The sequence below is a fragment of the Streptomyces sp. DvalAA-43 genome (assembly GCF_900091725.1).
GTDB classification, from domain to species: domain Bacteria; phylum Actinomycetota; class Actinomycetes; order Streptomycetales; family Streptomycetaceae; genus Streptomyces; species Streptomyces pulveraceus.
In genome coordinates, this window is record NZ_FMBW01000090.1 from 1 (window position 1) to 19842 (window position 19842).

The 19842-nt window shown below is 71.0% G+C and carries 17 protein-coding genes and 1 pseudogene; all 18 read right to left on the reverse strand.

Annotated features, from left to right (window positions below; translation table 11 throughout):
• Positions 1-32: 32 nt before the first annotated feature.
• Positions 33-2606: a polynucleotide kinase-phosphatase gene (locus GA0115234_RS37315; RefSeq protein WP_093550650.1), complete on the reverse strand. Its 2574-nt coding sequence runs from the start codon at positions 2604-2606 to the stop codon at positions 33-35.
• A pseudogene (locus GA0115234_RS37320) lies at positions 2603-4086 on the reverse strand (3' terminal RNA ribose 2'-O-methyltransferase Hen1). Before GA0115234_RS37320 ends, GA0115234_RS37315 begins: the two are co-directional and overlap by 4 nt.
• Before the next feature lie 24 nt (positions 4087-4110).
• A complete protein-coding gene (mmuM, locus tag GA0115234_RS37325; protein ID WP_370804725.1) occupies positions 4111-5103 on the reverse strand; it encodes a homocysteine S-methyltransferase in 993 nt (330 codons plus the stop codon).
• A 74-nt stretch (positions 5104-5177) separates the two neighbouring features.
• On the reverse strand, positions 5178-6101 hold the full coding sequence (locus GA0115234_RS37330; protein WP_093550733.1) for an LLM class F420-dependent oxidoreductase: 924 nt from the start codon (positions 6099-6101) through the stop codon (positions 5178-5180).
• 122 nt (positions 6102-6223) lie between these two features.
• Complete coding sequence (locus GA0115234_RS37335) at positions 6224-6790, reverse strand: DUF6099 family protein (protein ID WP_093550652.1); 567 nt, start codon at positions 6788-6790, stop codon at positions 6224-6226.
• A 123-nt stretch (positions 6791-6913) separates the two neighbouring features.
• Positions 6914-7282, reverse strand: a complete 369-nt coding sequence (locus GA0115234_RS37340; RefSeq protein ID WP_093550654.1) for a nucleotide pyrophosphohydrolase — start codon at positions 7280-7282, stop codon at positions 6914-6916.
• Positions 7279-8526: a biotin transporter BioY gene (locus tag GA0115234_RS37345; RefSeq protein ID WP_093550656.1), complete on the reverse strand. Its 1248-nt coding sequence runs from the start codon at positions 8524-8526 to the stop codon at positions 7279-7281. The genes GA0115234_RS37340 and GA0115234_RS37345 overlap by 4 nt, the downstream gene beginning before the upstream one ends.
• A gap of 125 nt (positions 8527-8651) precedes the next feature.
• Positions 8652-9050: a cell division protein SepF gene (locus tag GA0115234_RS37350; protein WP_093550658.1), complete on the reverse strand. Its 399-nt coding sequence runs from the start codon at positions 9048-9050 to the stop codon at positions 8652-8654.
• Positions 9051-9154: 104 nt separating this feature from the next.
• A complete protein-coding gene (locus tag GA0115234_RS37355; protein WP_237542065.1) occupies positions 9155-10429 on the reverse strand; it encodes a cytochrome P450 in 1275 nt (424 codons plus the stop codon).
• Positions 10426-11040, reverse strand: a complete 615-nt coding sequence (locus GA0115234_RS37360) for a GTP-binding protein (RefSeq protein ID WP_093550660.1) — start codon at positions 11038-11040, stop codon at positions 10426-10428. Before GA0115234_RS37360 ends, GA0115234_RS37355 begins: the two co-directional genes overlap by 4 nt.
• Positions 11018-11371 carry a DUF742 domain-containing protein gene (locus GA0115234_RS37365; RefSeq protein WP_093550662.1) on the reverse strand — a complete coding sequence of 118 codons (354 nt, stop codon included), beginning with the start codon at positions 11369-11371 and terminating at the stop codon, positions 11018-11020. Before GA0115234_RS37365 ends, GA0115234_RS37360 begins: the two co-directional genes overlap by 23 nt.
• Positions 11368-11793 (reverse strand): roadblock/LC7 domain-containing protein, encoded by a 426-nt coding sequence (locus GA0115234_RS37370; RefSeq protein WP_093550664.1) that lies wholly within the window; start codon positions 11791-11793, stop codon positions 11368-11370. Before GA0115234_RS37370 ends, GA0115234_RS37365 begins: the two co-directional genes overlap by 4 nt.
• On the reverse strand, positions 11790-13160 hold the full coding sequence (locus tag GA0115234_RS37375) for an ATP-binding protein (RefSeq protein WP_237542066.1): 1371 nt from the start codon (positions 13158-13160) through the stop codon (positions 11790-11792). Before GA0115234_RS37375 ends, GA0115234_RS37370 begins: the two co-directional genes overlap by 4 nt.
• Before the next feature lie 62 nt (positions 13161-13222).
• Positions 13223-14224 carry an MBL fold metallo-hydrolase gene (locus GA0115234_RS37380; protein ID WP_093550666.1) on the reverse strand — a complete coding sequence of 334 codons (1002 nt, stop codon included), beginning with the start codon at positions 14222-14224 and terminating at the stop codon, positions 13223-13225.
• A gap of 343 nt (positions 14225-14567) precedes the next feature.
• Positions 14568-15746: a Gfo/Idh/MocA family protein gene (locus GA0115234_RS37385; protein ID WP_093550668.1), complete on the reverse strand. Its 1179-nt coding sequence runs from the start codon at positions 15744-15746 to the stop codon at positions 14568-14570.
• Positions 15747-15799: 53 nt separating this feature from the next.
• Positions 15800-17440, reverse strand: coding sequence for an extracellular solute-binding protein (locus tag GA0115234_RS37390; protein ID WP_093550670.1), 1641 nt, complete (start codon positions 17438-17440; stop codon positions 15800-15802).
• Between the two features lie 57 nt (positions 17441-17497).
• Positions 17498-18457, reverse strand: a complete 960-nt coding sequence (locus tag GA0115234_RS37395) for a carbohydrate ABC transporter permease (RefSeq protein WP_093550672.1) — start codon at positions 18455-18457, stop codon at positions 17498-17500.
• A complete protein-coding gene (locus tag GA0115234_RS37400; RefSeq protein ID WP_202554599.1) occupies positions 18454-19464 on the reverse strand; it encodes an ABC transporter permease in 1011 nt (336 codons plus the stop codon). Before GA0115234_RS37400 ends, GA0115234_RS37395 begins: the two co-directional genes overlap by 4 nt.
• Between the last annotated feature and the right edge of the window lie 378 nt (positions 19465-19842).

Genomic DNA, 19842 nt, shown 5'->3' on the forward strand with positions numbered 1-19842 from the left:
CCCGCGACGCCCCACGGCCTCCTCGGCGGGTGTCAGAGCCGGGGGTCGACCGGCTCCGACTCCAGGGCCAGCACCGCGAACACCGCCTCGTGGACCCGCCACAGCGGCTCCCCCTCGGCCAGCCGGTCCAGCGCTTCGAGCCCCAGCGCGTACTCCCGGAGCGCCAGCGACCGCTTGTGGCCGAGGAATCTGTCGCGCAACCGCGCCAGGTTCTCCGGGCGGGTGTACTCGGGTCCGTAGATGATCCGGAGGTACTCCCGGCCGCGCACCTTGATGCCCGGCTGGACCAGCCTGCCCTTGCCGTCCCGTACGAGCGCGGCGAGCGGCTTGACGACCATGCCCTCGCCGCCCTGGCCGGTCAGCTCCAGCCACCAGTCGACGGCGGCGCGCACCGAGGCCTCGTCGCCGGTGTCGACGAGGAGCCTGCGGGTGGTCCGCAGGAGCCCGGTCGGGTCGTGCTCGACCAGCCGGTCCAGCCAGGCCAGCTGCTCGTCGTGCGGTACGGAGGCCAGCGAGCGGCCCTGGACGGCGAGGATCTGGAACGGCGCGAGCCGCACCCCGTCCAGCCCCTGGGTGCTCCAGCAGTACCGGCGGTAGGCCTCGGTGAACGCGGTGGCGTCCTCGGCACGCCCGCGCTGGCGGTCTGCCAGGGCGCCGATGTCCACACCGCGGGCCGCCGCTGCCGCGAGGGCCGCGTTGGCCTCCGGGAGGACGGCGCCGGACGCGGCGCCGACCGCCGCGTACTGCGAGCGCAGCAGCCCGGCCGCCTTCAGGGACCAGGGCATCAGCTCGGCGTCGAGCAGCACCCAGTCGGAGTCCCACTCCTCCCAGAGTCCGGCGGCGGTGACGGCGGCGCGCAGTCTGCCGAGGATCATCTCGGTGAGCGCGACGTCGTCGAGGAACGGCCGTCCGGTACGGGTGTACAGCGCCCCGGTCGGGCCGTCGGCCGGGCCGGAGGCATCCGGGGTGCCGCCCGCGCCGAACCGCTCCCGGGCGGCGGCCGCGTCCCGGCAGACCAGCGCGACCGCACGCGAGCCCATGTGCTTCTCCTCGCACACGACCGTGGCGACGCCGTCCGCCCGGTACTGCGCGAAGGCCTCGGCCGGGTGCTCCAGATAGCCGTCCTCGCGCGAGGTGGCGGTGGGCGCCATGGTCGGCGGGAGGTAGCCGAGCAGCCGGGGGTCGACGGCGAACCGGCTCATGACTTCGAGCGCGGCGGCGGCGTTCTCCTCTCGGACCGCGATGCGGCCCATGTGCCGGGTCTCGACGATCCGGCGGCCCTGTACATCGGCGAGGTCGAGCGGCCGTCCCTCCCGGCCCCCGGGCGCCTCGGTGGCCAGCGGCTTGGCCGGCTCGTACCAGACCCGCTCGGCCGGTACGTCGACGAGTTCGTGCTCCGGCCAGCGCAGCGCGGTCATCTTCCCGCCGAAGACCGCTCCGGTGTCCAGGCAGATGGTGTTGTTGATCCAGGAGGTGCGGGGCACCGGGGTGTGGCCGTAGACCACGGCGGCACGGCCCCGGTACTCCTCCGCCCAGGGGTAGCGCACGGGCAGGCCGAACTCGTCGGTCTCGCCGGTGGTGTCCCCGTACAGCGCGTGCGAGCGGACCCGTCCGGAGGTGCGGCCGTGGTACTTCTCGGGCAGTCCGGCGTGGCAGACCACGAGGCTGCCACCGTCGAGCACGTAGTGGCTGACGAGGCCGTCGATGAACTCCCGCACCCGCTCGCGGAAGGCCGGGTCCTTCTCGTCCTCCCGGTCCAGCTGCTCGATGGTCTCGGCGAGCCCATGGGTGTGCTGGACCTTGCGGCCCTTGAGGTAGCGGCCGAGCTTGTTCTCGTGGTTGCCCGGCACGCACAGGGCGTGGCCGGCCGACACCATGCCCATCACGCGGCGCAGCACTCCGGGGCTGTCGGGGCCGCGGTCCACGAGGTCGCCGACGAAGACCGCCGTGCGCCCGTCGGGGTGCGCGCCGTCGACGTAACCGAGCTTGCCGAGCAGGGTCTCCAGCTCGGAGCTGCATCCGTGGATGTCGCCGATGATGTCGAAGGGGCCGGTGAGGTGGCGCAGGTCGTTGTAGCGGCGCTCCAGCACCACTTCGGCCTGCTCGGCCTCCTCCTCGGTGCGCAGGATGTGCACCTTGCGGAAGCCCTCGCGCTCCAGGCCGCGCAGCGAGCGGCGCAGTTCGCGGCGGTGCCGCTGGATGACGTGGCGCGGCATCCCGGCGCGGTCGGGGCGGCCCGCGTTGCGCGCGACGCAGACCTCTTCGGGCAGGTCGAGGACGATCGCGATGGGCAGCACGTCGTGGCTCCTGGCCAGCTGGACCAGCTGCTTGCGGCTCTCGGACTGGACGCTGGTCGCGTCCACGACGGTCCGCCGCCCGGCCGCCAGCCGCTTTCCGACGATGTAGTGCAGGACGTCGAAGGCGTCACGGCTGGCGCTCTGGTCGTTCTCGTCGTCGGCGACCAGACCGCGGCAGAAGTCCGAGGAGACGATCTCCGTGGGTGCGAAGTGCTTGTGGGCGAAGGTGGACTTGCCGGAACCGCTGGCCCCGATGAGGACCACGAGAGAGAGGTCGGTCACCGGCAGCGTGCGTGCGGTACTGGTCATGCGGCATTCGCCTCCTTCTCGGTGTGGGTGTGTGTGGTGGGCGTGTCGGCCGTGCCCATCGTGAAGACGGCCATCTGCGTGGGCGGTCCCACCTCGGGGTCGTCGGGTCCCACGGGGACGAAGCCGACCCCGTATCCGTGCCGCCGCGCCACGTCCCGGGCCCAGCCGCGGAATTCGGCCCGGGTCCATTCGAAGCGGTGGTCGCCGTGGCGCACGTGCCCGGCGGGAAGGGTCTCCCAACGGACGTTGTACTCGACGTTGGGCGTCGTCACGAGCACGGTCCGGGGACGGGCCGCACCGAACACGGCGTACTCCAGCGCCGGCAGCCTCGGCAGGTCGACGTGTTCGACGACCTCGCTGAGCACGGCCGCGTCGTACCCCTTGAGCCGCTTGTCGGTGTAGGTGAGCGAGCCCTGTCTGAGCGTGATCCGGGCGGCCTGCCGCTCCCCCATCCGGTCCAGCTTCAGCCGTCGCGACGCGATGGTGAGGGCGCGCATGGAGACATCGACGCCGACGATCTCCTTGAAACTCGTGTCCTTGAGCAGTGCCTGGACCAACTGGCCCTGTCCGCAGCCCAGGTCGAGGACCCGGCTCGCGCCCGCGGCACGCAGCGCGTCGAGGATCGCGGCGCGCCGCTGCTCGGCGAGCGGGACCGGCTTCTCCTCGGTGTCGGTCGTCTCGTCCACGGCGTTGTCGATGCTCTCGACGTCGAGGTCGTCCGACTCGGCGAGCCGCACCAGTTCGAGCTGCTGCATCGCCTGCCGGGTCAGCCCCCAGCGCCGCGCGAGATAGCGGCTGGTGATCAGCTTCTGCTCGGGGTGGGTTGCGAGCCAGCCCTCACCCGCCCGCAGCAGCTTGTCCACCTCGTCCGGTGCGACCCAGTAGTGCTTGGCGTCGTCCAGCACCGGCAGCAGCACATACAGCTGCCGCAACGCGTCCGCCAGCCGCAACTCGCCTTCGAGCACCAGCCGTACGTACCGCGAGTCCCCCCACTCCGGGAACTGTTCGTCCAGCGGCACGGCCACGGCGTCCAGCCGAGCGGCCCGAAGAGCTTGCGCACCAGCTCCGCACCGCCGCGCGCCGGCAGCGCGGGCACATCGATCCGCAGCGGCATCGGCGCCTGCGCGCGCTCGGGCAGGGCGCGGCACACGCCGTTCAGCGCGGACTTGAAGACCGCGCTCATGGCGACGGAGAGCAGCGAGGACGCCGCGTACGGGCGGTCGTTGACGTACTGCGCGAGCGCCGCGTCGGGGGCGCCGCCCCGGCCCTTCCCCTTGCCGCGGCGCACCAGGGCCACGGGATCCACTTCCAGCAGGAGCGCCGCGGTGCAGCGCTCGGCGGATGCCTCGGGATAGAAGACATGCGCGGTGCCGTGGGAGGTGGAGAACGTCTGCGCCTTGTCGGGATGCTTGTGCAGCAGGAAGCCGAGCTCGGTCGCCGGACGTTCCGGGTTGCCGGTTGTACTGATCGTCAGGAACACATGTCCGAGTATGGTCTGGTCCTCTCACCCCTCACCAGGTATTTTCGCGTGTCCGTCGGCCGTCGCCGTGCCGAGCAGCCCGGCCAGTTCCGCGATGGTGTCCGGGCCGACCCGGCAGCAGCCGCCGATCAGCCGGGCCCCGGCGTCCGACCAGGCCCTCGCCCTGCCCGGGTCGAACGTGGGGGCGCCGACCCAGCCACGCCCCTCCGCGTCCCACCGCTCGCCGCTGTTCGGATACACGACGGCCGGCTTCCCGCTCACCTCGGCGGCCACCCGCACCGCCCGGTCGGCATCCGCCGGATCGCAGCAGTTCACCCCCACGGCCACCACGTCGTCGCGACCCGACACGAGCCCGAAGGCCGTCTCCAGCCGCTGGCCCGCCCTGGTACGGTCGCCCGCCACGCTGTACGAGAGCCAGACCGGCAGCCCGCACCCCTCGACCGCCCGCAACAAGGCCTCGGCCTCGTCGATGTCCGGCACCGTCTCCAGCGCCAGCGCATCGGGCCCGGCGGCGGCCAGCGCCTCGATCCGGGGCCGGTGGAAGCGCTCCAGCTCCTGGACGGAGAGCCCGTAGCGGCCCCGGTACTCGCTGCCGTCCGCCAGCATCGCCCCGTACGGACCGACCGAAGCGGCGACCCAGACCTCCCGCTCCACCGTGCCGGCGGCCCGTCGCGCCAGCCGGACGCTGCGGGCGAACAGCTCCGCCGCCTCCGCCCGGCCGATGCCCCGCCGCGCGAACCCCTCGAAGGTCGCCTGGTAGCCAGCCGTGGTGAGCACCTGTGCACCCGCACGCGCGTAGGCGGTGTGGGCCGCCTCGATCTGTCCGGGCCCGTCGAGCAGCAGGCGGGCCGACCACAGGGCATCGGACAGGTCGCAGCCCTGCCCCTCCAGTTGGTTGGAGAGACCCCCGTCGAGCAGGACCGGCCCCGCCGCGAGAGCCCGGCCGAGTGTGCGGACGGGCTCATGGACGGGCGCGTGGCGGCGCGGCAGGTCGTCGGCCGACCGGGCGGGGTGCACAGGCGACTCCCTCGGAGCTTCGTGCTTCGCGTGCGGCACTTCGGGCTTGGTCCCTGGTCCTTGCTTCTCGCTTCTCAGCCGAGCTGCGACTGGACCTGGGAGGAGATCAGCTCCAGGTGGTCCAGGTCGTCCAGGTCCAGGACCTGGAGGTAGATCCGGGACGAGCCGATCGCGCCGTACCGGCCGATCTTGTCGACCACCTCGGCGGGCGAACCCGCGAGCCCGTTCGCCTTCAGTTCCGCCACCTCGCGCCCGATCACGGAGGCGCGGCGCGCCACCTCGGCGTCGTTCCGGCCGACGCAGACCACCAGCGCGTTGGAGTACACCAGGTCGTCCGGTGCCCGGCCGGCCGCCTGGGCCGCCTCCCTGACCCGGCCGAACTGCTTCTCGCTGTCCTCCAGCGACGCGAAGGGGATGTTGAACTCGTCGGCGTAGCGGGCGGCCAGTCGCGGCGTCCGCGTCGCGCCGTGACCGCCGATGAGCACCGGCACCTTGGCCTGCGCCGGCTTGGGCAGCGCGGGCGAATCGGTGAGCTGGTAGTAGGTGCCGTCGAAGCTGAACGTCTCGCCGATCCCGGTCGCCCACAGCCCGGTGATGATCTCCAGCTGCTCCTCCAGCCTGCCGAACTTCTCCTTGGGGAACGGAATGCCGTAGGCCTTGTGCTCCTCCTCGAACCAGCCCGCGCCGAGACCGAGTTCGACGCGCCCGCCGGACATCTGGTCGACCTGCGCGACCTGGATGGCGAGCACCCCGGGGAGCCGGAAGGTCCCCGCGGTCATCAGGGTGCCGAGCCGGATCCGCTTGGTCTCACGCGCCAGCCCGGCCAGGGTGATCCACGCGTCGGTCGGGCCGGGCAGTCCGTCGCCCTGTCCCATGCGGAGGTAGTGATCGGAGCGGTAGAAGGCGTCGAAGCCGAGGGCCTCGGTCGCCTTGGCGACGGTGAGCAGGGTGTCGTAGCTCGCCCCTTGCTGGGGCTCGGTGAAGATTCGAAGATCCATGCGTCCATCCTGCACCTCCGGGACACCGGTCGCTCCCTCCTCCGCCGCCGCCCACGGGCCGTCGCTGTCGGAGTCCCGCGACGGCGGAACAGTCACCGCCTTCCATCCGATGGCTCGCGCCGTCACTCCCGGAGCCGTGCGCGGCCGCGACCGGCCGCGGTCGGACCCGCCGGCCCGCCGAGCGCGTCGTACACCCCGTACGGGCCGTCGCGCCCCCGGCCGCGCTCCAGATCCTGCTGCCGCTCCCTGTCCCGCTCGTCGAGGCGGCGAAGCATTCCGTGCACCCGGTCCATGGACTCGTCGGCCGCGTCGATCGCCTCCATGCACTGCCAGTAGAGCCCCTGCTCGTCGGTCTCGCAGGCGACCCCGACCAGGGCCATCCCCACTTCCCCGAGCAGTGCGCCGAGCCCCGTCAGCGTCGCCCGGGGCTCGGCGAGCTCGGAGAGCTGTGCGGCCCGCGCCACCCCGGCCCGCGCCGCCGGGTGGTCCAGCGCCCCGCTGCTCCGGCCGCCGATCTCGCTCAGCCCGCGCGCCTCGCCCCGTAACTCCTTGGGGCCGTCGGCAGCCAGCCGGCTGCCGATCGCCTGGGCCAGCGCCTGCGCCTGCCAGGCCTCCGCGATGATGTCCGGCGTCCCCCTGCTCTGTGCCAGAGCACGCCGGCTGACTCCTACGAGCCGTTCCGCTTCCATGCGTTCCCCCGTCCGTACGAAAAGCCGCTCACCTCATTCATTACCCACAGTGAGGTCACTGGCACCGAAAAGCCAGGGGAATTCGGAAATCTGTGGACACTCGATCGATTGTGGATAAGTGGATCACTCCGAAGAGTGACGGTCGCTGGATTCCGAGGGGTCCGGGCGCCCCGGCACCGGGAATCGGGACTCGTTCCGGTCGATCTTCTCGGCCAGTGCCGTGAGCGCGTCGATGCCCAGCACCTCGCAGAACTGCAGCAGATACGCGAGGACATCCGCGACCTCGTCGGCCACCCGGTGCGCGGTCCCGGGCCGCTCCATCACCCGCGCCGACTCCTCCGGCGTCAGCCACTGGAAGATCTCGACCAGCTCGGACGCCTCGACGCTCAGCGCCGCCGCCAGGTTCTTCGGGGTGTGGTACTGCTCCCAGTCCCGTGCGGCCGCGAACGCGGCCAGCCGTCGCTGCAGGGCCCGTACATCATGTTCTGTCACGGCCCCAGGTCTACCACTGTCACCCCGGGCGTCTCCCGGGCCGGTGCCACGCCCGGTTCCGTGACCGTCCCGACCAGCCTGAGATGCCCGGCCGCCCCGACCGTCCCGGCCAGGGACAGCAGCGCGCGCAACTGCCTCCCGTCCAGGTCGCGGTCGAGTCCGTCGGCCAGCACGGTGAGTGTCTGCATGGCCGACGGCACCTCCCCCGCGGCGTCCATGACCAGCAGTCCGGGTCCGGTGAGCAGCGCCAGGGTGAGCGCGAGGTACCTCAGCTCGCCGTCCCCGAGGCGCCCGACCGGGGTGGCCCGCCCCTCGCCCCGCCCGACCGTCGCCCGCAGCGAGCCGTCCGTGAGGTGCTCGACGCCCAGCGCCGTCACCGGTCCCGCGCATCCGGCGCGCACGGCGGCAAGCAGCCGGGCACGGCGCCGGGGGCACCACGTCAGCGTGCGCTCCAGCACCGCCGCGAGGTTGTCGCAGTCGCGGCGCAGCCTGCCGTCACCGGCCGGCACGGGGGCACGCATCCGGTGCGGCCGCGGTTCGCAGGCGAAGACCGACCGCAGGGCCACCACCATCTGTTCGGCGGCGGACAGAACCTGTAACTGCCCCTCGGTCCGGCCCGCGACCCGCAGCGGCAGCAGGGCCGTGCCGAGCCGGTCGTCCGGCAGCGGGGCCCGCGTCACCGGGACCGCGCCGGCGGTGTGCCAGGCCGCCTGGACCGTGGCACGCCCCGGGTCGCGCAACGCGGTGGTGAGGAGGGTCTCCCCGCCTCCGGTGAGCCGTTCGCCGACGATGCGGAGCGCGGGCTCCGCCTGGACGGCGACATCGAGGCGTACCGGTCCGGCCGGGCCGTCCGCCGTGCAGCCGATCCGGAAACCGCGGCGCCCCTGCGCATCGGGCGCGGCCCCTTCCGGTACGCAGCCCGCCGGGTCCGGGAACACCTCGTCCAGCGGGTCCCCGGCGCCCAGCCGCGCCAATGCCTCGTACGCCCGTAACGCGCTCGTCTTGCCGCTGCCGCCGGGCCCGCCGAAGAGCGTGACCGGGCCGATGGGGAAGGCGGCGCCCCGGTGCGAGGCGAAGGCGGACAGCCGCAGCTCGGTGAGGACGGGGCCGGCCGAGCGGACCGGCCCGCCGGAGGGCCGTGCGACTTCCGGACGGTCCGGCCCGCGAGTGGCGGCGGACGCGTCGGCGGTCTTCGAGGGGGCGGCGGACAGTGGCGGGGTGGTACCCGGGCGGAGTGCGGTCATGGGCGGACGGTATGCGGGCCGCGCAGCGGCGAACCGTTCCTCCTGAACGACCTTCCTACGATCGGGGTACCTGAACCGCCTCGCACCGCCCGCCCGGACGGCCCTCCTGACGGCCGTACCGCGGACTACGAACCGGGAAGGCCCGCCGCGGTGACTCCCTCGACCTCCATGCCGACCGGGGAAAGCAAAAAGACATTCCGGTCGACCCGGTGCATTCCGCTGCCGAGGCCGAAGACCACCCCGCTGGTGAAGTCCAGGATGCGTTTGGCCACGTCCGACTCGGCGCTGGTCAGGTCGAGCAGCACCGGGATCTGCCCGACCAGGTACTCGGCCACCTCCCGTGCGTCCGCGAAGACCTGGACCCGCAGCACGACGAGTCGGCGCTGCTGGGAGGCCGGACTCTCGTCGGGGACCGTACGGTGATCCACCCTGGACGGCCACTCGTTGCGGCTGCGCAGAGGTACGACCTGGGCAAGCCCCTCCCACTGCTCGTCCGTGACGTCGTACCTGTCGTACCTGCTCACCGGACCACCCCGTCTGTGCTTCGGTCGGCGTTGCGCCGGCTGCGCTCGCTGTTCATCGGGCAATTCTCTCGCCACTCACCCGTTCGGCGTACCACCGACACGGTTCAGGGGCCGATCGACACCGCCGGCGACCCGTCCGCCGCTTCCCCGGCGGACCTGAGCCGGTGCGCTTCCGCACTCATGTCGACGGGGGTGAACCGTACCGGAAGCCGGACCAGAGCACGGTGGAACGGTCCCGGACGCCACTTCAGATCACCTGCCGGAACCGCCAGTTCCGCGTCGCACAGCTGGCTGGTGAGCTGCTCGATCGCGGTCATGGCGATGAGCAGTGCCGGCTGCTTCGCGGGGCACCGGTGCGGGCCCGCGGACCAGGCCAGGTGGGCGCTGGCCCCGGAGCGCACCGCGAGGTCCGAACGGCTGGGCGTGGAGCGGGAGTTGGCCGCCGCGTAGGAGACCAGGAGGAGTTGTCCCGCGCGCAGCCGCACGCCGTGGAACTCCGTGTCGTGCCGGGGGTAGTGGGCGGCGAGATTGGCCAGCGGCGGGTCCTGCCAGAGCACCTCGTCGATCGCCTCGTGCGCCGTCATCGCCCCGCCGTGCAGCGAACCGGCGTAGCGGGCGTCGGTGAGCATGTGCAGCAGCGCGTTGCCGATCAGATTCGTTGTCGGATCGTGGCCCGCGCTCATGATCAGGGTGATCTGACGCACAGTCTCGTCGTTGTCGAGATTCGCGGGATGGCCGAGGAGGTACGAGGTGAGGTCGCGGCGCGGCCGGGTGCGCCGGTCCGCGACCAGTTCGGTGACGACCTCGACGAGGTCGGCGTAGGCGGTGGCGGCGTTCTCGGTCGAGTTGAACATGCCGGCGATGCCGTTGACGATCCGCTCGCCGTCGCCCGGCGGTACGCCGAACCAGGTGACGAAGACGTGCAGCGGAAGCCGGCGGGCGTACTGGGAGATGAGATCGCCGCTTCCGGTGGCGGAGAACTCTCCGATGAGCCGCTGGGCGACCCGGGCGACCTCGGCCCGCAGGACGTGCGGCTCGATCAGGGCGAGGCTGTCGTTGATGGCGTCGCGGTAGCGGGCGTGCACGTCGCCGTCGCTGAAGAGCGCGGTGGGCCGGTAGCCGAGCATGGGCAGGACCGGCGAGTCGTCGGGGACCGTGGCCTGCCAGGCGCGCGGGTCCTTGGTGAAGGTGTGGGTGTCGCGCAGCAGGTCGACGGCGGCCTGGTAGTCCGTGACCAGCAGGGCGTCGATTCCGGGGGCGAGCCGGACGGGCGCGAGGGGGCCGTGTTCGCGCAGGCGCCGGTAGTGGCTCTGCGGGTCGGCGGCGAATTCCGGACCGTACAGGGCGAGGGGCTGCGGCGGCTGGACGAACGGGGTCATGACGGGTCCTCGGGCCTGGGCATCCGGGTGAGCACGTGCTCGGCCAGCGCGATCAGCGCGTCGATGCTGCCGCGGCGTTCGCGGGCGTCGCACTGGACCAGCGGGGTCTCGCGGGCGAGGTCGAGGTGCTTGCGCAGGACCTCGTCGGTGTGGGCGGGGGCGTCGGGGAAACGGTTGACCGCGACCGCGTAGGGAAGACCCTGCTCCTCGACCATGTCCATGACCGCGAAGGAGTCGCCGAGCCTGCGGGTGTCGACCAGGACCAGAGCGCCGAGCGCACCGCGCGCGATGTCCTCCCAGAGCGGCAGGAACCGCTGCTGGCCGGGGGTGCCGAACATGTAGAGCACCAGGTCGTCCAGGACGGTGAGCCGGCCGAAGTCGATGGCGACGGTGGTCGTTGTCTTGTCCGGCAGCCCGGCGGTGTCGTCGAGCCGGGTGCTGGACTGGGTCATCGCCTCTTCGGTGTGGAGCGTGGCGATCTCCGACAGCGTACGGATCAGGGTGGTCTTGCCGACGCCGAACGGACCCGTGACGACGAGTTTCATCAGGGTCCGGGCCGCGGGCGGCAGATAGCCGATGCCGGTGCGGTCAGTGGAGGGAGCGGAGTCCAACGAGCAGCCTCTCGACGAGCGACCGGTCGATCTCCCCGGCGCTGGGGATGGGCGGTCGGGTGTGCAGGTGTCCGGCGGCCGCGAGGTCCGTGGCCAGGAAGACGGTGGCGCTGACCGGCAGGTCCAGGTGGGCCGCGCACTCGACGACGGTGAGCGCCCCCGGTCCGAGCAGCTCGCACAGTCTGCGCTGTTCCGAGCCGGTGTCCGGGGGCAGCTCGGTGTCGGTGCGTACGAGTACGTCGAGGCGGTCGAGCGCGGGACCGGCGGGCCGGGTCCGGCCGCCGGTGACCAGATAGGCGGGTATCAGGCGGCGCCCCGGGCCGGAGGTCATGGCCGGGCGGTGGTGTCCGGCTTGCGGGCAGGCGCGTTCATCGCCCGGGTCAGGGCGGTGACCTGCACCTGCATCTGGTAGGCGATGTCGCCGAGTTTGGCGCCGGGTTCCGCGAACAGGGCGAGTGTGGTGTTGTTCCCGGCCGGTACGACGATGGCGAAGCCCTGGTCGGACTCGACGACCGTCTGGGCCAGGCGCGGTGCCTCGACGTCGGTGAACGCCGTGGTGAACGCGCGTGCCGCGGCGTGCAGCGTGGCGGTCATGGCGGCGACCCGCTCACCGGAAGCCCGGTCCAGGCCGGGCGACGCGCCCTCGACGAGCCCGTCGCCGGTGGCGACCACGGCGTGCTGGACTCCGGGCAGCTCCAGCAGCGGGGTCAGCACCCATGCGAGGTCACCGGTGGTGGAAGTGGGGGCGCTCACGTCTGGTCGTCTCCTTGCTCGTCCCGGTCGTCCGGGTGGTCGTGGTCGTCCGGTGCCGGTGCGGATGGCCGCCCGGCGACGCTCCTGCCGTTGAGGGTGCCCTGCTGGAGTGCCGCCCAGGAAGCCCCGGCCTCCTCCGGTGTACGGAGCACCTGTTCGCGGTCCGGGGCGGTGTCGGCGGAGACGGAGCGGGCCGGGGCCGGACGTGGTGCGCGTCGGCGACGGCTGGGCAGCGCGGCAGCCTCCCCGCCGGCGGGTTGCGGCACGGGGGCGGTCTCCTGCTCGGTCGGGGCGGGTAGGGAGGACGTGGCCTGCGCCTGCACCGGCTTGGGGGCGAGGGCGGAGAGGCTGCGGTCGTCCTCCATCACGGTCAGCAGATGGGCGGGGACGCGCAGGATCGTGCGCATGCCGCCGAACGGCGATGCCTCGATGTGGCAGTTGAAGCCGTACTGGAGCACCAGCCGGCCGACGACGGCGAAGCCGGTCTGCGGCGGATCGCCCAGCTCGGTCAGCAGGACTTCGGGCGGGCCGGCGAGCAGGGCCCGTGCCCGGTCGAGCGCGTCGTCGTCCATGCCGATGCCCGCGTCGTCGACCACCAGGAACGCGCCGCGGCCTCCGCTCTGCTGGACGGTGACCTGGACATCGGTGTCGGGGTGCGAGTAGGCGGTGGCGTTGGCCAGCAGCTCGGCCAGGGCGATGGCGAGGGGTTCGGCGGCACGGGCGACGAGCGCGAGACGTTCGTCGCGCAGATGGTTGGCGACCTTGACGCGTTCGTAGCCCGCGACCCGGGACTGGGCGCCGAGCACGATCTCGACCAGCGGTGAGTTCTGGCGGGCGAGGCCCGGCCAGGCGTCGCAGAGCACCGCGGTGGCCTGGGTGCGCCGCAGCGCCAACTCGTTGCGGAAGTCCAGTTGCAGGATGCGTGGATCGTCGTACTCGTGCTGGAGCTCGTGCAGCAGTTGCTGGGACTGGTTGAGCAGGGACTGGATCTTGGCGGAGGTGCCGCGCATCGCCGCGCGGGCGGCCGCGTCGACACGGCCGCGCTCCTCGACGACGGCCTTGCGGGCCGCCTGCACCGCCTCGGTCAGCAGGCGCGCGGAGTCGCCGTCGACCTCGTCCGCCTCCCGCAGTCCGGGGACCTTGGCGGTGGGATGGGAGAGGGCGAGCGCGGCGGCGGGTATCCGGTTGCGGGCCAGCTGGCGGATCTCGTCGGTAAGAGCGGCGGTACGGGCCTCGGCGGCCCTCGACTGGCGTTCGGCCAGCTCGGCGCGGGCCAGGGCGATGTTCTCGGCGCGCGCCGCGTTCTGCGCGCGGACCGCTGCCGTCACGGCAGCGGCGACGGCGATCACCGCCACTATCCATCCCATGCCGTCACCGCGTTTCTGTGGTCGGATCGGTCTTCGGGCCGCAGCGTCCGCACGGGCTCCGCCTACCGCTCCGTGGGGCGCGCCGGTCCATCCGGCCGCTCCAGTTCCTGAGCGACCTCGGCGACCTCGGTCATCACCTGGAGCACGCCGGGCAGTTCGGTGCCGTCGAGCTGCCGGTACTCGCTGCCGATGGTCACCACCAGCCGCTCGGGAAGGCCCAGTTCCGGGTAGCGGACCTCGCCGATGACCCGGCGGGCGGCTTCGACGGCGGGGATCCCGGCGGTGTGGAAGGCGTGGGCGCGCTCGCGCACGTACTCCAGATAGACGATGTGATCGCGCACCCCGGCCCGGTCGAGGATCGGGCCGTGTCCCGGGACGACGGTCTCGGCCCCGGTGTCCAGCACCCGTTCGCAGGCCGCGATCACATTGCTCAGCGGCCCCGCCCAGTGCACCGGGTGGTCGCCCGGCTGTCCCGGGGTGGAGGAGAAGATGATGTCCCCGGTGAACACGGCGTCCTGCGCGGGCAGATGGACCATCAGGTCGCCGGTGGTGTGCGCGGGCGGCAGCGATGAGATCCGGACCGGGTACTCCCCCAGGGTCAGTTCGAGCTCGCCCGTGAAGTAGGTGGTCGGTACCACCGGCTCGGTCTGCGACCAGTCGAAGGGGCCGAAGTGCTGGGAGAGGTAGCCGCCGAGCGGGGTGGCCGGGCCGCCGGCGGTGACGAGGGCGTGCTGCTGCTTCGGCGTGGGGTCGTAGTGGATGTGCTCGCGGGCCTCGCGGGTCACGATGATCTCCGCGTCCGGGAGTACGCCCGCGCCCCAGAAGTGGTCGCCGTTCGCATGGGTGACGATCACCCGGTCGACGTGGACTCCGTCGGGCAGCCGCTTCGTGGACTCGGCCAGGAACTGGCCGGCCAGGACGTCGTCGTACGGGGTGTCGATCCAGAGCGCACCGCGGGGCGAGACGAGCAGCCCGCAGTTCGCCAGCCCCCAGCCCCGTTTCGGCGGGAGCCATGCGTAAAGGCCCCGCCCCAGGTCAACGACGTCTCCACGCGTGATCGACATGGACGCGATTATGCCGACCGAAATCCGGCCACGCGTTCGAACTCGGCCACCCCGGAGTCCTGTTGGCGCAAATTGATCGCTCATGGTTTCCGACGGCGGAGCGGCGGTGACCCTGCGACACCGGCGCACGCGACTCCCCCCTGCCACCTTCCGGATAAACCTTCTCAATTCACCCGACGGTGTCACGCGTCGCGGCGGACAGCCCTCACGCGGTCGCCACACCCGAATGCGCCGATTACCCACCGAGCATGACCGAAAACAGTCGCAAAAAGACCTCCGGGGACGGTGCCGAAGGGCACTGTCCCCGGAGGTCTCCCGGGCGGCGGACGGACCGGCCGCAGCGCTACGGCCGGCGCACCTGGCCGCCCTCGAAGTAGGCGATCAGCTCCGGGTCGAGGGCCGGTACCTCGAACGGCGCACCGCCCTCACGCAGCGAACGGGTCGCGAGCACACCGGCGGCGACGCTCATCCGGGCGGCGACCGGCGAGGTGTCGGTGACGCCCCCGTCGCGCACGAACCGGCAGAACTCCGCCATGATCCGGGTGTCCCCGCCGCCGTGCGAACCGCCCGCCTCCGGCACCCGGTAGGTGATGTCGGCGTCGCGGCGGTAGCCGCTGGGGCCGGTGTTCCAGACCTTGACCTCGTCACCGGGGCTGTCGCCGAAGTTCTCCAGGCGGCCCTCGGTGCCGATGACGGTGTAGTTCCGCCAGTAGTCGGGGGTGAAGTGGCACTGCTGGTAGGCGGCCACCACGCCGTTGTCGAGCTGCATGTTCATCACCGAGACGTCCTCGACGTCCACGATGTGGTGCAGGTCCTTGCGGGCCGTCGGCGGCCAGTCGAACTCGCGCAGCCAGTTCGCCGGGCGCGGGGTGTCCGCCTCGCGGCGCGGCAGGTCGCCGTAGACGAGGAGGTCGCCGAGCGCGTTGACGCGGCGGGTGTAGCCGCCCGCCAGCCAGTGCAGGACGTCGATGTCGTGCGCGGCCTTCTGGAGCAGCAGACCGGTGGTGCGGGTCCGGTCGGCGTGCCAGTCCTTGAAGTAGTAGTCGCCGCCGTAGCCGACGAAGTGCCGCACCCACACGGCCTTGGGCTCGCCGATGTCGCCCCGGGCGATGATGTCGCGCATCAGCCGCACGACGCCCATGTGGCGCATGTTGTGTCCGACGTACAGCCGGGTTCCGGTCTCGTACGCGGCGCGCAGGATGTTGTCGCAGCTCTCGACGGTGATCCCGAGCGGCTTCTCGACGAAGACGGCCTTGCCGGCCCGCAGCGCGTCGATGGCGATGGTCTCGTGGGTGTCGTCCGGGGTCGCGACGATGATCGCGTCCAGGTCGTCCCGGCCGAGGAGCAGCTTGTAGTCCTCGACCGCGACCTCGGTGCCGAAGCGCTCGGCCTCGCGCCTGCGCACCTCCGGGTCGAGGTCGCAGACGGCGGTGATCGCCGAACCCTGTCCGGGGTGGTGGGCGGAGGTCGCGATGGAGCGGCGCAGGCCGAGCCCGATGACGCCGAGTCGCAGGTCTGACACGGGGGTCCCTTCTGTCTGTGCGGGTGGTGCGGGCGGAGACTGGTGACGGGCGGCTACTTGCCCGCGAGCGAGGCCTCGAACTCGGCGCGCATCTTGTCGCCGCCGCCGGAGCGCCACTTGCGCAGCTCCTCCTTGTAGGCGGAGATCGGCTTGCGGCCCGCGATGATGTCCTTCTGGCAGTCGCTCATGGCGGTGGTGAGGGACGCGCTCTTGCTGGTGGACGTGTCGGAGAAGTGGCCGCTCGTCGGGTTGGTCTGGCTGATCTTGAGGAGTTCCTGCTGCCAGCCGTGGATCCGGCCGGCCAGCTCCGACTTGCCCGGCAGGTAGATGTACTCGGGACCGGCGGCCAGGAAGGCGAGCGGCATGGCCGTGGTGACGGCCTCCGCGTTCCCCTTCGGGGTGAGCTTGATGTCGCCGTTGGCCGCGTGGGTGAAGTGCGTGCCCTCGATGCCGTTGTCGAGGAAGAGCCGCTCCTCGGTGCCGAAGGGCGCGGCCAGGTAGTCCAGCACGCCCAGCAGCATCCTGACCCGCTTGTCGTCGGCCTTCTTGTTGATGGCGGTGTAGCCGACGGAGCCGTATCCCATGGAGTACCGCGGCTTCGCACCGGACGTGGCGGCGAACGGCGGGATGATGCCGAACGGGAAGTCGTAGTTCTTGACGTCGACCAGGAAGCTGGGGAAGGACTGCACATAGGCGCCCAGCGTGCCCTGGGCCATCTTCTCCATGGTGGTGGAGAGGTTGGGGTCGGGCCAGAAGAGACCGGCCTTGGCGACCTTGACGCCGAACGCCAGGGCCTCCTGGTACTCCTCGGTCTCGTACATGTGCGTCAGCTTGCCACCCTCCAGCCGCCAGCCGCTGGGGGCCCCGAACCACTGGCCGAACATGCCGACGTGGTTCACGTACGCCGGCTCCAGGACGTACTTGTTGCGCTTGGCGTCGAGGAGCTCCTTGCCCTTGGCGAGGAAGTCCTCGGCGCTGGTGAACTCGGCGCCGCCGACCGGCTTCCAGTAGTCCTCGTTGACGACGTAGACCTGGCCCATGGAGCCGTAGGCGACGGTGACACCGCGGATCTTGCCGTTGATCACGGCGGTCTTCCACGCGGTGGTCGGCAGGTTCGCCAGGTTCGGGTACTTCTTGACCGCGTCGCCGGACAGATACGGCGTGAGGTCGTGGAACTTGGCGTCCAGCAGCTCGGGCACGCGCTGGATGCCCTGGTTCGGCGGGAACCACACCAGGTCGGGGATGTCACCGCTGGCCATCATGGCGTTGAACTTGGTGAGGTACGCGTCGACGCCCTGGTCGACGACGATCGTCATGTCGAACTGCGCCCCGAGACGCTTGTTCAGCTCCTGCCAGTAGCCGTTCTTGCCCTGCGGCGGGGCGGGCGTGGTGAACGTCTCGGTGAGGGCCGTGATGCGGCTGCCGTCGCCGGGCGCCTTGGCCACGGACCTGGTCAGCTTCTTCGGGTAGCGCAGGTACGTGGCGTCCAGCCCGGCCGCGTTCCCGGCGAGGTCCGCGGGGGCGGTCTGCGCGGGGACGTACGCCGGGAGCTTGATCTTGGCGGACGCCTTGGCCCCGCCCTTGCTGACGGTGGCGCCGCTGCCGCAGGCGGTCAGGGACGTCAGACCGGCCGCGGTCAGGCCGGCGATCCCCGCCGCGCCCATGAAACCGCGCCTGGACATGTGGGTGGACATGGGTGCTCCTTGGAATGTGTGAAGTGCGTGGGGCGACGGGATGTCCGGGCGGGCGGATCAGCCCTTGATCGCCCCGGTGAGGACGCCCTTGACGAAGAACTTCTGCAGGAAGGGATAGACGCAGAAGATGGGCACGATGGCGATGATCAGCACGGCCATCTGCAAGGAGGTCGCGGGCGGGATCGCGTGCACGCCCATGGCCTGCGCGTTGATGCTCTGGCCGTTGAGGACGTAGCTGCGCAGGATCACCTGGATGGGGAACTTGCTGGAGTCGTTGAGGTAGAGCACCGCGTTGAAGAAGCTGTTCCAGTACCCGACCGCGTAGAAGAGGCCCACCACGGCGAGGACCGCCTTGGAGAGCGGCAGCACGATCCGGAAGAGGACGGTCACCTCGCCCGCGCCGTCGATCCGCGCGGCGTCGTACAGCTCCTCGGGGATGCTCTGGAAGAACGAGCGCACCACCACGATGTTGAACGCGTTGAGCAGCACGGGCAGGATCAGCGCCGCGTAGGTGTCGAGCATCTTGAACTGCTGGACGGCCAGGTACGTCGGGATGATGCCGGGGGCGAAGAGGAAGGTCCCCAGCACCAGCAGCAGGATCGGCTTGCCGAGGACGGTGCCGGGCCGCGAGGTGCCGTACGCGATCATCACGGTACAGGCCAGGCTCAGCGCGGTGCCGATCAGCGTGATGAAGATCGAGACCACGGCCGCCTGGGTGACGACGCCGCCGGAGAGGATGACCCGGTACGCCTCCAGCGTCGGGTGCTTGGGCAGCAGGACGTATCCGCCGTTGGCGTTGAGCTCCTCGCGCCCGGCGAGGCTGGTCCCGATGGCGAGGACGAACGGGTAGAGCACGATCACGGTCAGGACGACCAGGGCGGCGGCCTTCGCACCCTGGCCGTACCAGTGGGGCCGTTCCATCCACGGCGGACGGCCGGACGAGGCACGGCGGCGCTCACCGCCGCGGGCCCCGGACCGGGCGCCCCGCAGTCGTGCCGCAAGGGTCTGCTGACTCATCGGTACACTCCCTGCTCACCGAAGCGGTGGGCCAGCTTGTTGGCGGCGAGGATGAGGGCGAATCCGATGACGCCCTTCATCAGGCCGGCGGCCGTGCTCATTCCCCAGCTGCCGTCGATGACGCCGTGGAAGTAGACATAGGTGTCCATGACTTCGGAGGCATCCGGTCCGACCGCGTCGCGCTGGAGGATGATCTGCTCGAAGCCGACCGAGAGGATGTCGCCGAGCCGCAGGATCAGCAGCATGAGGATCACCGGCCGGATGCCCGGCAGGGTGATGTGCCAGATCCTGCGGAGCCAGCCGGCTCCGTCCATGGCGGCGGACTCGTACTGGCCCATGTCGATCGAGGCGATGGACGCCAGGAAGATGATGGTCCCCCAGCCGCAGTCCTTCCAGATGGCCTGGGCGGTGATCAGCAGCTTGAAGGTGCCGGGATCGGTCATCACATTGCCGATGTTGACCCCGTGTTCCATCAGCAGCGTGGTGACGGAACCCGCGCCGCCGAGCACCTGCTTGAACATCGCGACCACGACGACCCAGGACAGGAAGTGCGGGAGGTACACGACGGTCTGGATGAACCGCTTGATCTTCTCGCTGATGAGCGAGTTCAGCAGCAGTGCCAGCGCGATCGGGGCCGGGAAGTAGAGCAGCAGCTGGATCGCGGTGATCTGCAGCGTGTTGGAGACCGCGCTCCAGAACTCCGGCTCGGAGAGCAGCGCCGTGAAGTTCGCGAGACCGACGAACGGGCTCTGCTTGAAACCCAGGAACGGCTGGTAGTCCTGGAAGGCGATGACATTGCCCGCGAGCGGCAGGTAGAAGAACAGCGCGAAGTACAGGACGCCCGGCAGACAGAACAGCAGAAGTGATCTGTCCCGCTTGAGGCGGTGCCGGAGCGGTAGTCGTACCCGTATGTCCTTGCGCTTCTTACCGCCGGAGCGATCCGTGTCGTCAGGGTCATGGGGCTGCGGCACAGGCGACCGCACGGCCGAGACCGGCGCATCTGCCATCGTCACAGGCACCTCCAGGGCTGATGGAGCAAGGGGAGAGTGTCCCGCGATCACGACGGCAACACGCACCGGTGACGGTGCGGTCGTTGCTCCCTCGCGGCGACAGGCACATGGTTCACGACATGCACGTCGATGGCAAGAGTTGTTCATTTCACACGGGTAACGAACATCTAAGGACATAGAAAAGCCCTGTTCGAGGCTCGATCCACCCTCATGGCGACCCGGAATCGGGCACGAAAGCACCATGGAACGGGCACAGAACGCATACGAAGGGACCTCGGTGCGGTCATCGGACCCCTCACCGGGGAATGGGTTGCAGCCCAGGATGCGCGTTCATGTTTGATCTTGCGCCAATGCACGCAAGATCAAACAGTTTCA